This window comes from Streptomyces sp. LMG1-1-1.1, assembly GCF_040815545.1.
GTDB lineage: Bacteria > Actinomycetota > Actinomycetes > Streptomycetales > Streptomycetaceae > Streptomyces.
Genome location: NZ_JBFPNH010000015.1, coordinates 25,140 through 45,200, shown reverse-complemented (window position 1 = coordinate 45,200; position 20,061 = coordinate 25,140). Strand labels below are relative to the sequence as shown.

At 75.1% G+C, this 20,061-nt stretch carries 12 protein-coding genes and 1 pseudogene; 8 read left to right on the top strand and 5 right to left on the bottom strand.

Annotated features, from left to right (window positions below; genetic code table 11):
• Positions 1–15: 15 nt before the first annotated feature.
• Both MRBLMG1_RS06685 and MRBLMG1_RS06680 read right to left on the bottom strand, forming a co-directional pair.
• Positions 16–852 (bottom strand): annotated as a pseudogene (locus MRBLMG1_RS06685) (EamA family transporter); the annotation flags it as partial.
• An 88-nt stretch (positions 853–940) separates the two neighbouring features.
• Positions 941–2,002 carry a PucR family transcriptional regulator gene (locus MRBLMG1_RS06680; protein ID WP_367821699.1) on the bottom strand — a complete coding sequence of 354 codons (1,062 nt, stop codon included), beginning with the start codon at positions 2,000–2,002 and terminating at the stop codon, positions 941–943.
• A gap of 234 nt (positions 2,003–2,236) precedes the next feature.
• Here MRBLMG1_RS06680 and MRBLMG1_RS06675 point away from each other — a divergent pair, with 234 nt between their 5' ends.
• The 5 genes from MRBLMG1_RS06675 (at position 2,237) to MRBLMG1_RS06655 (ending at position 11,668) form a co-directional block, all read left to right on the top strand.
• Positions 2,237–3,691: a PLP-dependent aminotransferase family protein gene (locus MRBLMG1_RS06675; protein ID WP_367821697.1), complete on the top strand. Its 1,455-nt coding sequence runs from the start codon at positions 2,237–2,239 to the stop codon at positions 3,689–3,691.
• 266 nt (positions 3,692–3,957) lie between these two features.
• Positions 3,958–5,547, top strand: a complete 1,590-nt coding sequence (locus tag MRBLMG1_RS06670; RefSeq protein WP_367821695.1) for an alkaline phosphatase D family protein — start codon at positions 3,958–3,960, stop codon at positions 5,545–5,547.
• A 61-nt stretch (positions 5,548–5,608) separates the two neighbouring features.
• Positions 5,609–7,099, top strand: coding sequence for an SWIM zinc finger family protein (locus MRBLMG1_RS06665; RefSeq protein ID WP_367821693.1), 1,491 nt, complete (start codon positions 5,609–5,611; stop codon positions 7,097–7,099).
• Positions 7,100–7,209: 110 nt separating this feature from the next.
• Positions 7,210–10,119 (top strand): DUF6493 family protein, encoded by a 2,910-nt coding sequence (locus tag MRBLMG1_RS06660; protein ID WP_367821691.1) that lies wholly within the window; start codon positions 7,210–7,212, stop codon positions 10,117–10,119.
• 76 nt (positions 10,120–10,195) lie between these two features.
• Complete coding sequence (locus MRBLMG1_RS06655) at positions 10,196–11,668, top strand: GNAT family N-acetyltransferase (RefSeq protein WP_367821689.1); 1,473 nt, start codon at positions 10,196–10,198, stop codon at positions 11,666–11,668.
• Here the strand turns inward: MRBLMG1_RS06655 and MRBLMG1_RS06650 are convergent.
• Positions 11,580–12,806, bottom strand: coding sequence for a trans-sulfuration enzyme family protein (locus MRBLMG1_RS06650; protein WP_367821687.1), 1,227 nt, complete (start codon positions 12,804–12,806; stop codon positions 11,580–11,582). The two genes, MRBLMG1_RS06655 and MRBLMG1_RS06650, sit on opposite strands and share 89 nt — an antisense overlap.
• A gap of 59 nt (positions 12,807–12,865) precedes the next feature.
• On the opposite strand from MRBLMG1_RS06650, the gene MRBLMG1_RS06645 reads away from it, so the two are divergent.
• The 3 genes from MRBLMG1_RS06645 (at position 12,866) to MRBLMG1_RS06635 (ending at position 15,663) form a co-directional block, all read left to right on the top strand.
• Positions 12,866–13,363, top strand: a complete 498-nt coding sequence (locus tag MRBLMG1_RS06645) for an Lrp/AsnC family transcriptional regulator (protein WP_367821685.1) — start codon at positions 12,866–12,868, stop codon at positions 13,361–13,363.
• A 49-nt stretch (positions 13,364–13,412) separates the two neighbouring features.
• A complete protein-coding gene (locus MRBLMG1_RS06640) occupies positions 13,413–15,116 on the top strand; it encodes a DUF885 domain-containing protein (RefSeq protein WP_367821683.1) in 1,704 nt (567 codons plus the stop codon).
• A gap of 97 nt (positions 15,117–15,213) precedes the next feature.
• A complete protein-coding gene (locus tag MRBLMG1_RS06635; protein WP_367821681.1) occupies positions 15,214–15,663 on the top strand; it encodes an Lrp/AsnC family transcriptional regulator in 450 nt (149 codons plus the stop codon).
• On the opposite strand, the gene MRBLMG1_RS06630 is transcribed toward MRBLMG1_RS06635, so the two are convergent.
• Entirely contained in the window at positions 15,653–18,739 is a 3,087-nt protein-coding gene (locus MRBLMG1_RS06630) for an AAA family ATPase (protein WP_367821679.1), read from the bottom strand. The genes MRBLMG1_RS06635 and MRBLMG1_RS06630 overlap by 11 nt on opposite strands.
• Positions 18,736–19,905 (bottom strand): exonuclease SbcCD subunit D, encoded by a 1,170-nt coding sequence (locus tag MRBLMG1_RS06625; RefSeq protein WP_367821677.1) that lies wholly within the window; start codon positions 19,903–19,905, stop codon positions 18,736–18,738. The genes MRBLMG1_RS06630 and MRBLMG1_RS06625 overlap by 4 nt, the downstream gene beginning before the upstream one ends.
• Positions 19,906–20,061 lie beyond the last annotated feature (156 nt).

Sequence of the window (20,061 nt, the reverse complement as noted above, 5' to 3'; positions counted from 1 at the left end):
GCCCAGGGCGGCACCGGCCCCCACGAGCAGGCCGCCGGCCGCTTGCGGAAGGCCGAAGGAAGCGTGTCCGACGAGGGCGGCGCTCAGCGCGGCGGCGACCGGGATCGCACCCGTATAGAGAGTGGCCCTCTCCATGCCGACCCGCTGGACACCCATGTAGAAGAGGACGAAGCCGACGACCGTGGCCAGCGCCGCCTGCCAGACCAGGGCGCCCGCCTCCACGCCGGTCGGCATCCGGACGAAACCGGCCCCGTCCGCGACGAGGCCGACGAGCGCCGCCTCCGCCGCGCCCACCCCACACACGGCGACCGTCAGCAGCTTCGGCCCGAGCAGCCGCAGAACGGGCACGGCGAGCACCGTGAACCCCACCTCGCCGGCGAGCGCCGCCACCGACCAGCCGATCCCGGCCGCGTCCGTCCGGCCCCAGCCCTGCACGGTGAAGGCCCCCGCTGCCACGAGGAGCGCCCCGTACAGCACGGCGGGGGCGGGCCTGCGGCCCTCGGTCAGCGGGACCAGGACGGCGACGACGACCGGGGCGCAGCCCACCAGGACACCGGGGACGGCCGGTTCTGCGGTCCGCTCGGCGGCGAGCACCGCGAGGTTGAAGCCCACCATGCCGACGGCCGCGAGGGCGGCGAGGCGCAGCCAGTGACGTGCGGTCAGGAGCCGCAGCGGAGCCAGTCCGCCCCGGCCGAGCAGCGGGATCAGGAGCAGGCAGGCGGCTCCGTAGCGGAGCGCCTGCCCACCCGCGTACGGATAGGCGCCGAGCAGGCTGTTCGCGGTGAAGGAGGCGCCGACGAGGGCGTAGGCGAGGGTCACGAGCAGGACCCCACGCAGGGAGTTCGCGTTCATGGTCCCGACGCTAGGAAGGCGCGCGGCCCCCGTTAAGGTCCACTTCCGCCGCTCCATCGGGGACCACTTCGCCGGATCGGGCGAGGGATCACACCTCGCGCTCGGGCCACTCCAGGAGCCGGGCGCCGATCACCGCCGTCTGCAGGGTGTAGCGGTGGACCGGATCGCCGGGATCGGATCCGGTGAGGCGGTGGATGCGGTCGAGGCGGTACGTCACGGCGCGGACGCTCAGGTTCAGCCGCCGGGCCGCCTCGGCGGCGACGCAACCCGTGTCGAAGTACGCCGCGAGGGTGTCGAGGAGGGGCCGGGCGCCGCCGCGTGCCTCCCTGAGCGGCCCGAGGACGCTGCGCACCAGATCGGCCATGGCCTGCCGGTCCCGGGTGAGCACGGGGTAGACGAGGAGGTCAGCGGCGCGTAGGACCGGTTCGTCGAGGTCCATCCGGTCCGCCAGATCGAGGGCGTTGAGGGCCTCCTCGTACGAGTGGACGACCCCGCCCGCGCCCGGGTGGGCCCGGCCGATGGCGGCCCGGCCGCCGTCCGTCGCCGCGTGGGCCTGCTTCGCGAAGAAGGTCAGCACGTCGGGTTCGTCGGCCGGAGCGACGCAGATCAGCCGCCCTTCCTTCGTGGTGAGCAGGATGCGGCGGTGCCCGAAGCGGGCCACGAGGGAAGCCTCGACGCTCCGCGTCACGGGGTCGCCGTCGTCGTACGCCTGCCGGCCCTGTGCCACGGCCACCGCGTGGGCCTGGGCGAGGAGCAGACCGAAGCGCTCGGCGCGCTCGGCGAGCCGGCCCAGGTCGCTGCGCCCGTAGAGCAGGTCGTCGATGAACTCGCGTCGTGCGGCCTCGTCCTGGCGGACCGCCAGTCGCTGTGCCCGCTCGTGGCCCTCGGCGAAGGCGTCGACGGACTGCTCCACCGAGGCGAGGAGGTGTTCGGCGGCCGCCCGGCTCAGGCCCGGCCTGAGCGCCTGCGCGGCGGCGAGGTGCGCCCTGACCAGGACCCGCAGCCCGATGCCGGCCTCGGCGGCCCGTTCACCCCGGCCGCGCAGGGCGTCGAGTTCGTCGCGGGTCAACCTCCTCCCCGTGGCGCAGGCGCCCTCGAGTATCTCCGTGTACCCCTCCAGGTACACCTCGGGCGTCCCCTGCTCGGCCATGGCCACTCCCCCGTCCCCTGACACGTCGACACCGCTCCCCGCCCTGCGGCGCGGCCCGCCTCGGCGCCCGCCGCAGCGCGGGCTCCGTCCGCGTCGAGAGTACGTAATGATCACGTGGCGGCCGCCGTCGGGAAGGCCGTCGGCCGGGTGCGCAGCGCGTCGCGGCATACTCGGGGCGGGCAACGGACCACAGGGGGGCGACGAGATCGTGCGGCGAAAGGGCCACGGCCCCGGATGACACCGTCACGAGAGGACGCCGTTCCCGGTGCGGGCTCGCCCGGGCAACCCGCCTGGGAGCTGCTGCTTCCGGCCGTGGGTGCGCCGCCGCGCAAGCGCGGCCGGGCCCTCCAGGAGGCGCTGCGGGAGGCGGTGCGCGCCGGCCGGCTGGCGTCCGGGACCAGGCTGCCGTCGACCCGTGAGCTCGCCGCCGACCTGGGCGTCTCGCGCGGCCTGGTGACCGAGGCGTACGAGCAGCTCACCGCCGAGGGGTACCTGCGCAGCGACCGGGGGTCGGGCACCTGGGTGGGCGGGGCGGCCAGATCGGCGGTGCGCGGCGCCCGGGACCTGGCCCGGGGCGTCCCGGGGGTGCGGGTGGACTTCCGCCCGGGGACGCCCGACCTTTCGCTGTTCCCGAGGGCGGCCTGGGGGACTGCCCAGCGCTCGGTCCTGGCCCGGCTGCCCCATCCGGCCCTCGGCTACCCCGATCCCCGGGGGCTGCCCGAACTGCGGCAAGCGCTGGCCGCGATGCTGGCGCGGCGGCGGGGCGTGGTGGCCGATCCGGAGCGCCTCGTGGTCTGCTCCGGAGTGGCGCAGGCCTCGACGCTGCTGGGATTCGTGCTGCGGGCCCGTGGGCTGGACGCGATCGGCGTGGAGGATCCGGGCAGCCCCGAGCACGGGCGGCTGTTCGCCTCGACGGGCGTGGACACGGTCTGGCTGCCGCTGGACGACGAGGGGCTGCGCCCGGAGGCACTCGCCGACTCCGGGGTACGCGCGGTCGTGGTGACGCCCTCGCACCAGTTCCCGTCCGGGATCAGCTGGTCGGCCGAACGGCGCGCCGCACTCCTCGACTGGGCTCGGACGGTGGACGGTTACGTCCTGGAGGACGACTACGACGGCGACTTCCGGTACGACCGTGCACCCGTCGGGGCGCTCCAGGGGCTCGACCCGGAGCGGGTCGTGTACACGAGCTCGGTCAGCAAGTCGCTCGCCCCGGGGCTGCGGCTCGGCTGGATGCTGGTCCCGGCGGAACTGCTCGACGAGGTCGTCGAGCGCAAGCGGACGATGGACCTCGGCAACCCCGTGCTCGATCAGGCGGTGCTCGCCGAGTTCGTGACCCGCGGGGGGTACGACCGGCAGCTGCGCCGCTGCCAACGTGCCTACCGGGAGCGGCGCGACGCCCTGCTCGCCGCCCTCGCGGAGCACTTGCCCGGCACCCGGGTGAGCGGCATCGCCGCCGGCCTCCACGTCATCGCGCGCGTGCCGGGGCGCTTCGGACCTCCCGAGCGGTTCCTGTCCCGGACGGCAGAGGCCGGAGTGGCGCTGCGGCACCTGGAGGAGTACGGCACGGCGCGGCCCTCCGACGGGGACGTACGGCTCGTGGTCGGGTACGCCCACCTGTCGCCGTCGTCGATCGTGACGGGGGTACGGCTGGCGGCGGAGGCGGTGGGGGCCGTGACGCGCGGCAGGTGACCGGTCTTGTGGGACGGGGCGTGAGACGGTCGGGGAGTGACGCGTGGGACGTGACTCGCAGGAGGGGACGCGCGGGAGGGGACCAGGCCGGCGTGCCGGGAGGTGAGACGGTCGGAGGGTGACGTGCCTGGCCGTCGGACGTCAGGCGGGTCGCGCGCGCGTGGCGGGCGATCTGTTCACGCGGGGTTCGTGTGGGCGCCGTTCCCGGCCGTTAGGCATGGGGCGGCGCACCACGACCGCCCGGCAACGACCTCGGAGGCCCTCCCATGTCCCATCCCGTGCCCGGTTCCCCCTCGCCCGACCGCCGCGGCCTGCTGCGGGGCTCGCTGGCCGCGTCGGCCGCGCTCACGCTCGGCGGTACCGGCCTGACGGCACCGGCGTTCGCGCTGTCGGGCCGGCCCCAGGCCGGATGGGGCGTGCAGACGGGCGACGTCACGGCCTCCTCCGGTCTGGTGTGGGTGCGGTCGGACCGGCCGGCGCGCATGGTCGTGGAGACCTCGGCGACCGAGTCCTTCCGGCGGGCGCGCCGGCACCACGGTCCGCTGATCGGCGCGGGCACCGACTTCACCGGCACCGCGGCCCTGCGCGGCCTGCCCGCCGGCGAACGGATCCACTACCGGGTCACGCTCGCCGACCCGGACGATCCGCGCCGGACCTCCGAGCCGGTCCTGGGCACGTTCCGTACGGCACCGGACCGGCGCCGCGACGGAGTCCGCTTCCTGTGGTCGGGGGACATCGCGGGCCAGGGCTGGGGCATCAACCCGGACATCGGCGGCTTCCGCGCGTACGAGGAGATGCGCCGGCTCGACCCGGACTTCTTCCTGTGCAGCGGTGACTCGATCTACGCGGACGGGGTCATCCAGCCGAGCGTGACCCTGCCCGACGGCCGGATCTGGCGGAACGTCACCACCCCGGAGAAGTCGAAGGTCGCCGAGACGCTCGACGAGTACCGGGGCAACTTCCGCTACAACCTCCTCGACCACAACGTCCGGGCCTTCAACGCGCAGGTGCCGTCGGTGGTGCAGTGGGACGACCACGAGGTGCGCAACAACTGGTACCCGGGGCAGATCCTGGACGACGCGCGCTACACGGAGAAGGACGTCGACGTCCTCGCCGCGCGTGCCCTGCGCGCCTTCGGCGAGTACACCCCGGTGTCCACGCTCCACGCGCGCGGTGACGGGCGCGAGCGGCGGATGCACCGGGTGGTGCGGTACGGGCCGCTGCTCGACGTGTTCGTCCTCGACATGCGCTCGTACCGGAACGCCAACTCCCCCGGCCGGCAGGCCGACGACACCACCGGCATCCTGGGCGCCGAGCAGCTGGCCTGGCTGAAGCGGGAACTGGCCGCGTCCACCGCCGTGTGGAAGGTGCTCGCCGCCGACATGCCGCTCGGGCTGGTGGTGCCCGACGGCGCGGCGAACTTCGAGGCGGTCGCGCAGGGCGACCCGGGCGCGCCGCTGGGCCGTGAGCTGCAGATCGCGGAGCTGCTGCGGTTCGTGAAGCACCGGCGGATCACCGGCACGCTGTGGCTGACGGCGGACGTGCACTACACCTCGGCCCAGCACTACGCCCCGGAGCGTGCGGCGTTCCAGGACTTCGCGCCCTTCTGGGAGTTCGTGTCGGGGCCGCTGGCCTCCGGTGGATTCCCGGCGAACGCCCTGGACGGCACCTTCGGGCCCGAGCGGGTGTTCGTCCGGGCGCCGGAGCGGGCGAACCTGTCGCCGATGGAGAGCCCGCAGTACTTCGGCGAGGTCGACATCGACGGCCACAGCGGTGAGCTGACGGTCCGTCTGCGGGCCGAGGGCGGCACGGTGCTGTTCGCCAAGACCCTGCGGCCGGGGCTCGTGGGGCAGTAGCCGGGGGCGGTACGGAGCCCGGCGCGGGTGACTGTCAGTGCCGGGCCCTACCGTTTTCCCCATGACGCGATCCGTACAGGCGCTCGCCTACGCACGCCCTTCCGCGCTGGAGTCCTCGGGCTCCGGCCGGCGGCTCGGCCTGGAGACGGCGGGGGGCCTCACTCCGCGGGGGGCCGAGGCGCATCCCCGCTTCTTCTCCGGCTTCCTGGCCGCGCCGCGGGTCGCCGCCCGGGGCCTGCTCGCGGTCGCCGACGTGGCAGCGGCCCGCTATCACCAGCGGACACTGCCGGGGGCGCTCGACCCGGTCGTGACGGCGAACGGGGACCGGCTGCGGTTCGAGTCGTTCTCCGGCTGTGGCGGGGTGTACGCCCGCCTGGACCTCCTCGACGAGGGGCTCGGCGGTGCGCGGACAGGGCACGGCACCACCAATGTCGACGTCAACGACCCACTGCGCCAGGCGCTGTCGCGGATCACGGGGGACGAGCCGCTGCATCTGCGGGTCGGCCCCGAGGAGATGGCGGTGACCACCCTCGCGGGTGCGGTCGTGGAGAAGAAGGTCCCGCTGCCGGACCGCTGGCTGCGGGGCTTCGCCGAGGCCCAGGTGGCCTCGGCTCGGTTCGACCTGCGGGCCGGGCTGACCGGGCCGGAGGCCGTCCGCTTCCTCCGCTCCCTGCCCCGCACTCAGGGGCGGGGGCGGGGACCGCTGTGGATCCAGCCGTCGGGAGGGACCCTGCGCCCGACGACACGGCCGGGGTCGGGCGCGGTGTGTCTGCCGGGGCCGGAGCGGCTCGTCGCCCTGGAACGCGTCCTGCGGTACGCGACGGGGCTGCGCGTGTACGGGCCGGTGCCGGACGGAGCGGCCACGGCAAGCGCCTGGGAGGTGACCCTGCCGGGCATGCGGCTCATCCTGACGCTCTCGCCCGACCCGGCGCGGGGCTTCTCCGGCGAGGGCGGGGTCCTGGAGGCGCTGGCGACGGACGAGGCGGCACAGGACGCGGAACTGGTCGCTGTGCTGCTGGCATGGGAGCCGACGATCGACCCGGCGGACCTCGCGGCGCGCGCTGGGCTCCCCGTCGACCGGGTACGCGCGGCGCTCATCCGGCTCGGCACGGCCGGCCGCGTCGGCTACGACGTGGCGGACGCCTCCTACTTCCACCGCGAGCTCCCCTACGACGCGGACCGCGCCGAACGGCACAACCCGCGCCTGGTGGACGCCCGACGGCTGGTGGCGGAGGGAGCGGTAGCACTCGACGGCGTCCTGGCGACGGTCGCCTCAGGGGAACGGCGTTACCGCGTACGGGAGTCGGACGGCCTGCTGAGCTGCACGTGCCGGTGGTGGGCCGATCACCAGGGGCGCCGCGGCCCGTGCAAGCACGCACTCGCGGTACGGATGGTCCGGCGCGGCACGACGGCCGCCGCGGCGGGCCCGGGAGCCGTGCCGGGACCTTTGCCGGGATCCGTCCCGGCCGCGGATCCGGGAGCGGTGCCGGGAGCGGTGCCGGGAGCGGGCCCGGGAGCGGGCCCGGGAGCGGGCCCGGGAAGCGTGCGATGACGGAGCGCGGAGCGGGGTCAGGGACCACCGGGCCACGAAGGACGGGAAGAACGGAGGCCGAGGTGCGGGAGACCGGGGCGGGGGCGGCTGTGCGGGGGAACGAGAAGGCCGTGGGTACGGGGCAGGCCGAGGGGTCGGCGCGGAGCGAGGGGAACGACATCGCCGTGGAGATCGAGGAGGCCGCAGGCGGCAGGACGGCCGCGCAAAGCGAAAAAGCCGCAGGCGGCAGGACGTCCGCGCAAAGCGAACAGGCCGTAGGTGGCAGGACGGCCGCGCAGAGCGAACAGGCCGTGGAGAACAGGAAGCCCGCTGACGGTGAGCACGCCCCGGACAGGGGGCAGGCCCCCGGTGTCGAGGTGCTGATCGCGGCGGTGCGGGCGGGAGGGGCCGAGGCGGTACCCGTGCTGCTCGAACCGCTGGGTGCGGCCGAGCGGAAGGCGGCGCTCGCGCGGTTGAAGGCGCTGCGCACGGAGGTGCGGGGGTGGGCCGGGCGCGAGCGGGAGGCCGCCGGTGTCCGGCGCGCGCTGTACGTCGCGGGGGCCGGATGTCATCCGGGGGTGTCGGCGGCGGCGACCTGGCTCGGTGGGCGTGATCTGCTGGCGTGGCACTCGCAGGACGGCGACCTGGTGCTCCGGGTGGTCTCCGGGCAGGCTCCGGAGTGGCTGGCCGAGCTCGCGGGGCGGCTCGCCGCGCGGCCGGCGGTGGCGGAGGACAGCTACGGGCTGATCCGCGGGCTGGTGGAGCGGTCCGGCTGCGCGGTGCCGGCGTCCGACGGCTACGTCCGAGCCTGGGCACACGAGGTGACGCCCGGCAGCCGCTACCACTCGCGCCGGGCGGACGGCTCCACTCGGCTCCTGGAACGGCTGCGGGCCGACCCGCAGACGCCGTTCCTGGTGGTCCACGCGCTGGCGATGCCGGAGCCTCCCGAGCAGGTGACCTGGGTGGTCGAGGCCGATTCCCCGCGGCACTGGCCGACGGCGGTCGCGACGCTCGTCCGGGAGGGCGTGGTGGACCGGACCGAGGTCGTGGACGCCACCGTCTCCCGGCTGCTGCGGGGCGGACGCCTGCACGACCTGCGGTTCCCGCTGGAGGTGCTGCGGCTGGTCGCGCCGACCGCGGACGAGTTCCGGGAGCGGGTGGCGGACCTGATCGGGATCGCGGCGGACGCCCCGTCGCCGGTCGCGGGGTACGCGCAGGAGGTCCTGGCGGGGCTGGCGGTGGACGGGTCGTTGTCGACCGCCGCGCTGGCGGAGATGACGAGCGCGGTGCTCTTCCGTACCGAGAAGAAGCTGGTGCAGGCACAACTGGTCCTCGTCGGGAAGGTGCTGCCCCGGGAGGCGGGCGCCGCGGACGCGCTGCTGCCCGCCGTGGCGGAGCTGTTCGGGCACGAGGACACCGCCCTCCAGGGGCGGGCACTGAAGCTGGTGGGTCGGCACCTGTCTGCCGTGACCCCCTCCGTGCGGAGCGAACTGGCCGGTCAGGCCGGTCTGCTGGGTCCTTCGCACCGTCAGGACGCCGCCGCGCTGTTCGGGACGGCGCTGGCGGCGGAGAGTCGGGTTCCGTACGAGGAGGTGCTGCCGCCCGTGCCCGGGCCCCGGCTTGTCGCGGCGCCGGCGTCGACGGTCGAGGCGCTGATGGAGGACCTGCTCGCGAAGGGGGTCTCCGACGATCCGGTGCGGTTCGAGCGGGCCTTCGACGGTCTCGTGCGGCACGCGCACCGGGACCGGGAGGGGGTGACGCGGGCGGTGCGGGAGGCGTTCTCGACCGAGGACTGGAAGCTCCCGCATCACTTCACCTACCAGGCCCGAGGGCTGGACGCGGTGCTCGCGGGCCTGCTCGGGATCGCGGGGCCCCGGTGGATCGAAGAGCGGCTGGCGCGGGGGCGGGAGACGCCCGGCTGCCTGCACCAGGCGCTGACGGAGATCACCGACACCCGGCTGTGGGAGGCGGCCGCGCTGATCGGCTCGGCCGCGCTCCCCTTCCTGCTCGCCGCGCCGACCCTGGACGGCGGCGGCATCGACCCACTGGTGCTCGTGGAGAGGGTGCGGGCCTATCGGGACGCGGGCGTGGAGCCCGCTCCGGCGGATCTGGCGCAGGCTCTGCTGAGGGTCCTTCGGACCAGACCTGAGGCCGGGCGGGCCGCCCGGGAGGCCGAGGCGCTCGGCACCGCCGCCGGGCGGCGCCTGGCCGCATGGCTGGGGACGGACGAGCCGATGGCGGCGACCGTGCGGTTCCTCGGGCGCGAGGAGGACCGAGCGCGGTTGAGATGGTGGATCGGGGACCGGCTGGTCGTCGACATCGCCGACCGTGCGGTGCTGCGCGAGGAGTTCCCGCCGGCCTTCCGGTGGCTGGGCGGCACGCTGGAGGCCACACCGCGACACTGCTCGCACTGGATCGACGGCTCGGAGCACTGGGGGGCGGTGCTGCCCGCCGACCGTGAAGTGCTCGCGGCCTGTGTGCTGCCGACGCTGGCGCGGACCGTCAACGGAGCGCGGGCGACGACCGAGCCGCTGCCCGCGCTGGCCGAGGCGGAGGGTCGGGTCGGCCGCGCCGTCGCTGTCGCGCTGGCCGTCTGTCTGGGCGCCGGGGACGCGGACGACCGGCTGCGTGCGGTGGACGTGCTGCTCGTGCTCGCGGCCCGGGGCGATCTGGACGCCCACGGGGTGGGTGCGGAGCTGGGGTGGCTGGTCGCCGAGGGCACGGTCAAGCCGAACCGGCTGGCGGACGCGGCCCGGACGGCGGCGGTCACCGGGGCGTACGGGACGGTCTGGGCGGTCCTCGCGGCGGCTCTGCCGGAGCCGCTGGCCGCGGAGAAGCCGGTCCGGGGGCTCGGGGAGCTGCTCGCGGTGGCGGCCGACTGCGTCGAGCGGTGCGGGGCCGGTGGCGTACCGTCGGGGCTGGAGGCGACGGCGGCGCGGGGTGGTTCCACGCAGCTGGCCACCCAGGCGAAGCGGCTGCTGGGCGCACTCCGCCACGGGGCCGATCAGACCCGGACGCAACCAGACCGAATCGGTCGTTAAGGCGCCAGATCGCCGCTTAACCCGTCAGTCACAAAGCGTTCGTGATCACGCAACACCACTGGGTCACAGTGAAGTCATGACCGATGTGACGTCCTCGAAGAGCACCCGCCGCCCGCACCACTGGCGGCACGACCTGATCGAGCTGGCCGCGCTGTTCACCGCCGTGGTGGTGGCCGACACGATCGCCAAGACCATCGTCAAGGGTCCCGACGGACCCTACCTGCTGGTGTTCTCGGCGATCGCGCTGGCCGCCACCGCCACGTTCCACACCTGGTGGGCGCGGCGGCACGGCCATGCCAGCCATGCCCCGCCCGTCGATGACACAGGAGGTGTCACCGGCGGGCGCACCACGGGCTCCCCGATGGCCGGCGGCCGCGACGGCGCGGGCCGGACGAGCGAGGGTGCGGCACCCGAGGGTTCCCGGGCGCCCACCGAGACGGTGCTGTGGCGGATGCGGACCACCGTCGCGGACACCCCGGGCAGCCTCGCCTCCCTGTGCACGGTCCTCGCCGGCCTCGGCGTGGACATCCTCACCCTCCAGACCCACCCGCTCGCCGACGGCACGGTCGACGAGTTCCTGCTGCGCGCCCCCGCCGGAATCTCGGCCCAGGACCTCGCGCGCGAGACCTCGGCCGCCGGCGGCCGTGACACCTGGACGGAGCGGGCCGACGCCCACGACCTGGTGGACACGCCCACCCGGGTCCTCGGCCTGGCGACCCGTACCGCCCTCGACGCGGCCGAACTGCCGCTCGCGCTGCGTCAGCTGCTGGGCCGCTGCACCCTCCACTCCGTGCCCGCCGTCTCGCTGACCGGCCGGCCCATCGGCGAACAGGCGCCGGTCGAAGGGGTCCTGGAGGAGACCGTGATGCGGCTGCGCGACCCGCACGGCGGGTCGATCATCGTCGAGCGGCCCTACCTCCCCTTCACGCCGACCGAGTTCGCCCGCGCCCGCGCCCTCGTCGAGCTCGACGCGCGGCTCGGCCCGCGCGTCCCGCACAGCCAGGACGTGCTGACGCTGCCCGAGGGCAACGAGATCACCGTCCGCCGCGCCGACCAGCGCGATCTGCCCGCCGCGCGCGCCATGCACGACCGCTGCTCGGCCCGCACCCTCGGCCTGCGCTACCACGGTCCGGTGGGCGACGCCGACCGGTACCTCGACCACCTGCTCAGCCCCCGCTTCGGGCGCACCCTCGCCGTGCAGACGACCTCGGGCCGTCTCGTCGCCCTCGGCCACCTGCTGTGGGACGGCGACGAGACGGAGGTCGCGCTCATGGTCGAGGACGACTGGCAGCGCCGCGGCATCGGCTCCGAGCTCCTCGTCCGGCTCGTGGCGATGGCCGAGGAGGCCGGCTGCGCCAGCGTGTACGCCGTGACGCAGTCCTCCAACACGGGGATGGTGGCCGCGATGCGGGCACTGAACCTCCCCCTCGACTACCAGATCGAGGAGGGCACCCTGGTGATCACCGCACGGCTGGCAGCGGCCCCGCGTCCGTCCGGCCGGCCCCCGCAGGAGCAGCGACACGGGGAGGTGCGGCGGGCCGAGCGCTGAGGGCCTGGGTCAGGTCGCGCCACAGGTCCTCGACGTCCTCCAGCCCGACCGACATCCTCAACAGGCGGTCGCTGACGCCCGCCGAGCGCCGGTCTCCCTCGGCCACGATGCGGTGGCTGATGGAGGCCGGGTGCTGGATGAGGGTGTCGACGCTGCCGAGGCTGACCGCCGGGGTGATGAGGCGGACTCCGGCGATGACGTCGTGGGGGTCTCCGTACACCTCGAAGGCGATCATCGCACCGCCGATCCGCGGGTAGTGGACGCGGGCGATGCGGGGGTCGGTGGCGAGCCGGCGGACGAGTTCCGCGGCCGAGGCGGACGCCGCCCTCACCCGTACCGGCAGGGTCGAAAGTCCGCGCAGCAGCAGGTAGCCGGCGAGCGGGTGCAGCACCCCGCCGGTGGCGAAGCGGATCTGGCGCAGGGTCCGGGCGAACTCCTCGTCGCAGGCCACGACCCCGCCCATGACGTCCCCGTGGCCGCCGAGGTACTTGGTCGCGCTGTGCAGCACGACGCGGGCGCCCAGGGTGACGGGACGCTGGAGGACCGGGGTGGCGAAGGTGTTGTCGACCAGGAGCGGCACGGAGCCGCAGGAGTGGGCGAGGGCCCTGATGTCCGCCTCGGCGAGGGTCGGGTTGGCGGGGGTCTCGACCATGACGAGGCCGGTGTCGGGCCGGATCGCGTCCGCGACGCCCGCCGGGTCGGTCCAGGTCACCTCGGTGCCGAGCAGACCGGTGTCGAGCAGGTGGTCGCTGCACCCGTAGAGCGGGCGGACCGCGACCACGTGGCGCAGGCCCTGGGTGGCCCTGGCGAGGAGGACGGCGGTGAGGGCCGCCATGCCGCTGGCGAAGGCGACGGCGGCCTCGGCCCCCTCCAGTCGGGCGAGGGCCTCCTCGAAGCGGGCGACGGTGGGGTTGTCGAGCCGGGCGTAGACCGGCGGCCCGTCGAGGCGGGCGCCGGTGGTGGCGAACTCGTCGATCCGGGCGGCCTCGGCCCGGGCGTCGTACGAGGGGTAGGTGGTGGACAGGTCGAGCGGCGGGGCGTGCAGTCCGAGTCCGGCGAGGTCCTCGCGGCCGGCGTGCACGGCTTCGGTGGCGAGAGCCCTCGGGGTGGCCGAGGGTCCGCGGTCCATGGCGTCCATGGCGGCACTGTGAACGGAAACCGGGAAGTAGCGGAAAATCGCCGTGCTACGTTCGGCAGATGGCCGATTCTGTCGTACTGGACGCGGTCGATCTGCACATACTTCGCCTCCTGCAGAACGACGCACGGACCACTTACCGGGAACTCGCCGCCGATGTCGGCGTGGCGCCCTCGACCTGCCTGGACCGGGTGGCCCGACTGCGCCGCACGGGCGTGATCCTCGGACACCAGCTACGACTGGATCCGGCCAAACTCGGCCGGGGGCTCGAAGCGCTGCTTCTCGTCCAGGTCCGCCCCCACCGGCGGGAATTGATCGGTCCGTTCGTCGACCGGATCCGGGCCCTGTCGGAGTCCCGGGCGCTCTTCCACCTGACCGGCCCGGACGACTATCTGGTCCATGTGGCCGTGGCGGACCCCGCCGACCTGCAACGACTCGTGCTCGACGAGTTCACCTCGCGCCGCGAGGTCGCCCGCGTCGAGACCCGGCTGATCTTCCAGCAGTGGGAGTGCGGACCCCTCCTGCCGCCAGGGCCGAGCCCTTCCTTGTCAGCCGACTGACGTCGGACGAGGGTGACGCGGGCATGCCGGAGGCATCAGGATGACCCCCATGCCAGAGACTTCCAGCAGCCCGCTGCCCCGCCAGGTCGCCGACGCCCACGTCGACGCACTCATCGCCCTCGACCCGATCACCGGAACGTACCTGGGTGTCCCGGAGTGCGCCGGACTGCTGCCGGACTTCTCGCCCGCCGGCCAGCGCGCCGTCGCCGACCTCGCGCGCCGGACCCTGGCCCGGCTCGACGAGGCGGAGCGCGTGCCGGGCGCGGACGACGACGCCGAGCGCCGGTGCGCCCGTCTGCTGCGCGAGCGCCTCACGGCGGAACTCGCCGTCCACGAGGCCGACGAGGGCCTCTGCGCGGTCAGCAACATGCGGTCCCCCGCCCACAGCGTCCGCATCGTCTTCACGGTGATGCCCACCGAGACCGAGCAGGACTGGACGGCGGTCGCCACCCGGCTGCGCGCGGTCCCCGCCGCCCTCGAGGGGTACCGGTCCTCACTCGAACTCGGCCTGGAGCGCAAGCTCTTCGGCGGGCCGCGCCCCACCGCCACCTTCATCGACCAGCTCACCGAGTGGTCGGGCGGGGCGGGCGGAGGGACGGGCTGGTTCGAGGAGTTCGCCACCTCCGGCCCCGACACGCTGCCCGGCGCACTCCGCGCCGAACTCGCGGAGGCCGGCCAGGGGGCCACCGCGGCCGTGGTGGCGCTGCGGGACTGGATGCGGGACGTGTACGCCCCCGCCGTCGCCGGTGCGCCGGACACGGTGGGCCGCGAGCGCTACCAGCGCTGGACGCGCTTCTTCAACGGCACGGACCTGGACCTCGACCAGGCGTACGCGTACGGCTGGACCGAGTACCACCGGCTGCTCGCCGAGATGCGGACCGAGGCCGAGCGGATCCTGCCGGGCGCGGGCCCCTGGGAGGCGCTCGCCCACCTCGACGAGCACGGCACGCACATCGAGGGCACGGAGGAGGTCCGGGTCTGGCTCCAGGAGCTGATGGACGAGGCCATCGAGGCGCTGGACGGCACCCACTTCGAACTCGCCGACCGGGTGCGCCGGGTGGAGTCCCGGATCGCCCCGCCGGGCGGCGCCGCCGCCCCGTACTACACCGGTCCTTCCGAGGACTTCTCCCGCCCCGGCCGCACCTGGCTGCCGGTCGACGGCACCACCCGCTTCCCGGTGTACGACCTGGTGTCGACCTGGTACCACGAGGGCGTGCCCGGGCATCACCTCCAGATCGCGCAGTGGGTGCACGTGGCCGACCGGCTGTCCCGCTACCAGGCGACCCTCGGGAAGGTCAGCGCCAACGCGGAGGGCTGGGCGCTGTACGCGGAGCGCCTGATGGACGAACTCGGCTTCCTGCCCGACGCGGAGCGCCGCCTCGGCTACCTGGACGGCCAGATGATGCGCGCCTGCCGGGTCATCGTCGACATCGGCATGCACCTGGGTCTGGAGATCCCCGCGGAGTCGCCGTTCCACCCCGGCGAGACGTGGACCCCCGAGCTCGCCCAGGAGTTCTTCCAGCTGCACAGCAGCCGCCCGCCGGCCTTCGTGGAGAGCGAGATGACCCGCTACCTCTCCATGCCGGGCCAGGCGATCGGCTACAAGCTGGGCGAGCGCGCCTGGCTGCTCGGCCGCGCCAACGCGCGGGCGGCGCACGGCGACGCGTTCGACGCGAAGGCCTGGCACATGGCCGCCCTGTCGCAGGGCCCGCTGGGGCTCGACGACCTCGTCGACGAACTGTCCCGCCTCTGAGCGACCGCGACGAGGGTCCGGCGGTACCCCCTCATCATGGTGAGAATCCCCGGCCGATCACTTGATCAGCCGGGGATTCCCTTGCAATGTCTCCTCCATGAGTACCGATTACACGCCCGACGCCACCGACTGGCGCATTCTGGAAGCACTGCAGGCGCAGGGCCGCGCCAGCTTCGCCGAGCTCGCCCGCGCCGTGTCGATGTCACCGTCCGCGGTGACCGAGCGGGTGCGGCGTCTGGAGGAGGCCGGGGTGATCGCCGGATACACCGCCATCGTCGACCAGGACCGGCTGGGCCTGCCCATCCTCGCGTTCGTACGGCTGCGCTACCCGCACGGCAACTACAAGCCGTTCCACGACCTGCTCGACACCACGCCGGAGGTCCTGGAGGCCCACCACGTCACCGGCGACGACTGCTTCGTGCTGAAGGTCGCCGCCCGCTCCATGCGGCACCTGGAGGAGATCTCCGGGAAGATCGCCACGCTCGGCTCGGTGACGACGAGCGTCGTCTACTCCTCGCCGCTGCCCCGGCGCGCCATCAGCCGCTGAGCGCTTCGCCGCCGGTGCGCAGCCTGACGGCCGAGCCGTGCCGTGCCTTGACGACCTCCAGCTGGGCCGGGATCCGGCGGCGCAGGTCGCCGACGTGACTGACGATGCCGACGCTGCGGTCGCGTTCGCGCAGCGAGTCGAGGACGTCGAGGACCTCGTCGAGGGTCTGTTCGTCGAGGCTGCCGAAGCCCTCGTCGATGAAGAGGGTGTCGAGCCGGACGCCGCCCGCCTCGTCCGTGACGACGTCGGCGAGGCCGAGCGCGAGGGCGAGCGAGGCGAAGAAGGTCTCGCCGCCGGAGAGCGTGGCGGTGTCCCGCTCGCTTCCGGTCCACGCGTCCACGACGTGCAGCCCGAGGCCGGCCCGCTTGCCGCCCGAGCGGGCATCGGAGTGGACGAGCGTGTAGCGGCCGGAGGACATGCGCTGGAGGCGGGCGGTCGCGGCGGCGGCGACCTGTTCGAGCCGGGCCGCCAGGACGTACGACTCCAGGCGCATCCGGCGCTCGTTCTCGGCGGAGGTGCCGGCGGTGAGGGCCGCGAGCCTGGCCACCCGGTCGTACTCCTCACGGAGCGGCCCCAGACGGCGGACCTCGGCGGTGGCCCGTCCGGACAGCGCGGTCAGCCCGTCGGCCCGTTCCCGCGCGGCGGACAGGGCGGAGGCGGCCTCGCGCAGGGCGCGTTCCGCCGCCGTGTGGGCCGCTTCGGCCGCGCCGGGATCCGCGGGCGGGAGGGCGGCCGCGGCCGCGGTGCCGGGTTCGGCGAGCCGGTCGGCGACGGCGGCGGCCTCGGCCCGCCAGGCGTCCACGCGCTGCTGGAGGGAGCGGCGTTCGCGCTCGTCGAGCAGTGCGGCCGCGGCCTCCTCCGGGGTGGTGAACCCGGCGCGGTAGGCCGCGTCGGCGAGCCGGTCGTCGGCCTCCTTGAGGCGCTGCGCCGCGAGTTCGGCGGCGCGTACGGTGCCGGCGGCGTCGACCAGGAGGGCGATCCGCCGCTCCAGGCGGGTGGCGTGTTCGGCCACGCTGGCGAACGCGCCGCGCCCCCGCGCGAGTTCCTCGTCGAGTGAGGACTGCTCCCGGTCCAGTGCCTCCCGCCGCGAGGTGCGCGCGGCGACCCGGCGCTCGGCCTCGCGCCGGGCGCCCGCCCGCTCCTCGTACTCGCGCTCGGCCCGCGCGAGCGCCTCCCGCGCTCCGTGGATCCGTCCGGCCAGGGCGTGCGCCTCGGCGTGCAGCCGGGCCAGCTCGTCGGCCTCGCGGGCGAGTTCGCCGACGGTGGGCTCGTCCACACCGCCGGAGGCGGGCGGGGAGACGGCTCCGGTGACCGGCGTGTTCGCCGTCCCGTCGGGTCCGGCCAGGACTTCCGCGCGGGCCGCCGACCAGGCCTCCCGGGTGCCGGCCAGGTCGCGTTCGGCCCTGTTGCGGGTGTCCTCGGCCTCGGTGTAGACGGCGTAGGCGGCGTCCTCCGTGGCGCGGTCGACATGGCCGGCGGTGGTGCGGGCGGGGGCGGGGTGCGCGGTGGATCCGCAGACCTGGCAGGGGTCGCCGGGGGCGAGGGTGACCGCCAGTTCGGCGGCGATGCCCTCCAGGCGGCGGGACTTGACGTCGAGCCAGGTCTCGTGGGCGGCGTTCCGGCGCTCGCGGGCGTCCGCGAGGCGTGCCTCGGCGGCCCGGGTCGAGTCGGCGAGGGCGTCCCTGCGGCGGGCCGCGGCGAGCCGGCGCCGGGCTGGTTCGAGGCGGCCGGCGAGGTTCTCGGCGCGGGCGGCGGCGTCCGTCGCGGCCTCGACGCGCTCGATGAGCGCGGCGCGGCGCGGTTCCCAGCCGGCGAGCCAGCCCGCCGCGTCCTGGAGGGCGTCCTCGTCGGCGCGGGCCTCCCGGGCCAGGCCGGCGCGTTCCTCGGCGATCACGGCGGCGCGGCGCTCGGCGCGGCGGGCCGCTTCGAGGCCGCCGAGCTCGTCGCGCAGCCGGTGTTCACGGGCCGAGAGGTGCTCGGCCCCGTCGTCGGCAAGGTCAGGGGGCAGCAGGCTGCGGGCGCGGTCGCGGGCGGCGTGCGCGGCGGCGTGCTCGCGCTCGGCGTCCCGCCGCAGCCCGAGGGCGGGCGCCACCCGGTCGGCCTTCAGGCTCCGGTCGAGGGCGGCCTGGTGCTCGTCGCACTGCGGGGCGTGGGCGGTGAGGCGCTCGCGGCGCCGGAGCGCGTCGGCGTGCCGGGCCTGGCGGGCGGCGAGGTCCTGCGCGGCGTCGAGGGCGGCGCGGGCGGCGGCCTGGTCGGCCTCGGCCGCGCCGAAGCGGACGCCGGCGATGTCGAGGGCCTCGCGGGCCTCGGTGCGGGCGACGGCGGCCCAGGTAAGCGCGGCTTCGGCGAGGCCTGGGTCGCCAGGGCGCCCCTCGACGGGGGTGCGGGCCGCTTCGAGGCCGCTCGCGGCCTGTGTCATGCGGTGGGTGAGGGTGAGCAGCCGCGTGTCCCCTTCCTCCACCTGCTGGAGTGCGGCGCGCCGCAGGTCGGCGAGCCGCTCCTCGACGGCGGCGAACCGGCGGGTGTCGAAGAGGCGGCCGAGGAGCCGGCCGCGGGCCTCGGCGTCGGCGCGGAGGAACTTCGCGAAGTCGCCCTGCGGGAGGAGGACGACCTGGCAGAACTGCTCGCGGCTCATGCCGACGAGCTGGGTGATCTCCTCGCCGATCTCCTGGTGGGACCGGCTGAGGCCGGCCCATTCCCCGGTGGCGGAGTCGTACTCGCGCAGCCAGGTCTGGGCCTTCTCGGTGGTGAAGCCGCCGCCGCGCTTCTTGGGGCGCTGCTGGGCGGGCCGCCGGGTGATCTCCAGGCGCCGCTCCCCCACGGTGAGTTCGAGGAGGACCTCGGTGGAGGTGCCGACGGGGGCGTGGTCGCTGCGCAGGGTGGTGCCGGGGGTCTGGCGGACGCCGGGGACGCTTCCGTACAGGGCGAAGCAGACGGCGTCGAGGACGGAGGTCTTGCCGGCGCCGGTGGGTCCGTGGAGGAGGAAGAGCCCGGCCGACGAGAGGGCGTCGAAGTCGACGGACTGCGTGGTGCCGAACGGGCCGAACGCGGTGATCTCCAGGCGGTGCAGCCTCATCGGCCGACCTCCCGCTCGGCCGTGTCGACCCGTACGTCGTCGAACGCGCCGTACAGGACGGTCCGTTCCGCGCCGTCGAGGGCGGCGCCGCCGCGCACATGGGCCACGAAGTCCTCCGCGATCTGCTGGTCGCTGCGGTCCCGGAGCCGCTCGGCGTAGGAGGCGCCGGTGTGGTCGCCGGTCCGCTCGGGGTCGAAGACGAGGTGGAGGGTGTGCGGGAACCGTTCGGCGAGCCGGTTCATGGGCTCGGCGGGCCGTACCGGGTCGGTGAGGGTGGCCTCCACCCACGCCTGTTCGTGGGGCGTGAGCGCGGGGTCGGCGAGGAGGTCGTCGAGCCGGCCCCGGATCCGGGCGAGGGGGCGCGGGACGGGGCAGTCGAGGCGTACGGCGTCGGTGAGGGCCCCGTGCGCGCCGAGGTCGATCAGCCACATCGTCTTGCGGTGGTCGGTCTCGGAGAAGGAGTACGCGAGGGGGGAGCCCGAGTAGCGCACGCGCGGGGTGAGGGTCTGGCTGCCGTGGAGGTGGCCGAGGGCGACGTAGTCCACGCCGTCGAAGATCCCGGCGGGCACGGCGGCGACGCCGCCGACGGTGATGTCCCGCTCGCTGTCGCTGGGCTCGCCGCCCGCGACGAAGGCGTGGGCCAGGACGACCGAGCGGGTGCCGGCGGGCCGGGTCGCGAGGTCGGCGCGGACCCGGTCCATGGCCGCCGCGAGCACGGCTTCGTGGCCGGCCTTGGCGGCGCCGAGCCGTTCGCGCACGAGGGCGGGTTCGAGGTAGGGCAGGCCGTAGAGGGCGACGTCGCCGTGTCCGTCGGAGAGGACGACGGGGGTGCCGATGCCGGCCGGATCGGTCCGGAGGTGGATGCCGGCCCGCCCGATGAGTCCGGCGCCGACGCCGAGGCGGCGGGCGGAGTCGTGGTTGCCGGAGATCATGACGGTGGGGATGCCGGCCTCGGCGAGGCGGTGCAGCGCGGTGTCGAAGAGCTCGACGGCGGGCAGCGGGGGCACGGCCCGGTCGTACACGTCCCCGGCGACGAGGACGGCGTCGACCTCGTGCGCCCGGACGGTCGCCACGAGGTGGTCGAGGAAGACGGCCTGGGCTTCGAGCAGGCCGACCCGGTGGAAGGACCGGCCGAGGTGCCAGTCCGAGGTGTGCAGGAGCCTCACGATGCCGTCCCACCCCGCATGTGCGCCGCTCCTCGCCGCTCGTTCCCGTGCCGTGCCGTCCTCCACGCTATCCCGGCGGGAGGGGTGGCCGGGGCCGTCCGGGAATCCCCCTCCGCCGCCGGCCGCGGAGGGTGGCGCGCGTCACGCGTCGCCGTA

Bases quoted from the DNA above. Each gene is read 5' to 3' on its own strand.
- MRBLMG1_RS06645 (WP_367821685.1), top strand. From the start codon at position 12,866: ATGGCCGATTCTGTCGTACTGGACGCGGTCGATCTGCACATACTTCGC.
- MRBLMG1_RS06640 (WP_367821683.1), top strand. From the start codon at position 13,413: ATGCCAGAGACTTCCAGCAGCCCGCTGCCCCGCCAGGTCGCCGACGCC.
- MRBLMG1_RS06670 (WP_367821695.1), top strand. From the start codon at position 3,958: ATGTCCCATCCCGTGCCCGGTTCCCCCTCGCCCGACCGCCGCGGCCTG.
- MRBLMG1_RS06655 (WP_367821689.1), top strand. From the start codon at position 10,196: ATGACCGATGTGACGTCCTCGAAGAGCACCCGCCGCCCGCACCACTGG.
- MRBLMG1_RS06665 (WP_367821693.1), top strand. From the start codon at position 5,609: ATGACGCGATCCGTACAGGCGCTCGCCTACGCACGCCCTTCCGCGCTG.
- MRBLMG1_RS06650 (WP_367821687.1), bottom strand. From the start codon at position 12,806: ATGGACGCCATGGACCGCGGACCCTCGGCCACCCCGAGGGCTCTCGCC.
- MRBLMG1_RS06680 (WP_367821699.1), bottom strand. From the start codon at position 2,002: ATGGCCGAGCAGGGGACGCCCGAGGTGTACCTGGAGGGGTACACGGAG.
- MRBLMG1_RS06635 (WP_367821681.1), top strand. From the start codon at position 15,214: ATGAGTACCGATTACACGCCCGACGCCACCGACTGGCGCATTCTGGAA.
- MRBLMG1_RS06630 (WP_367821679.1), bottom strand. From the start codon at position 18,739: ATGAGGCTGCACCGCCTGGAGATCACCGCGTTCGGCCCGTTCGGCACC.
- MRBLMG1_RS06675 (WP_367821697.1), top strand. From the start codon at position 2,237: ATGACACCGTCACGAGAGGACGCCGTTCCCGGTGCGGGCTCGCCCGGG.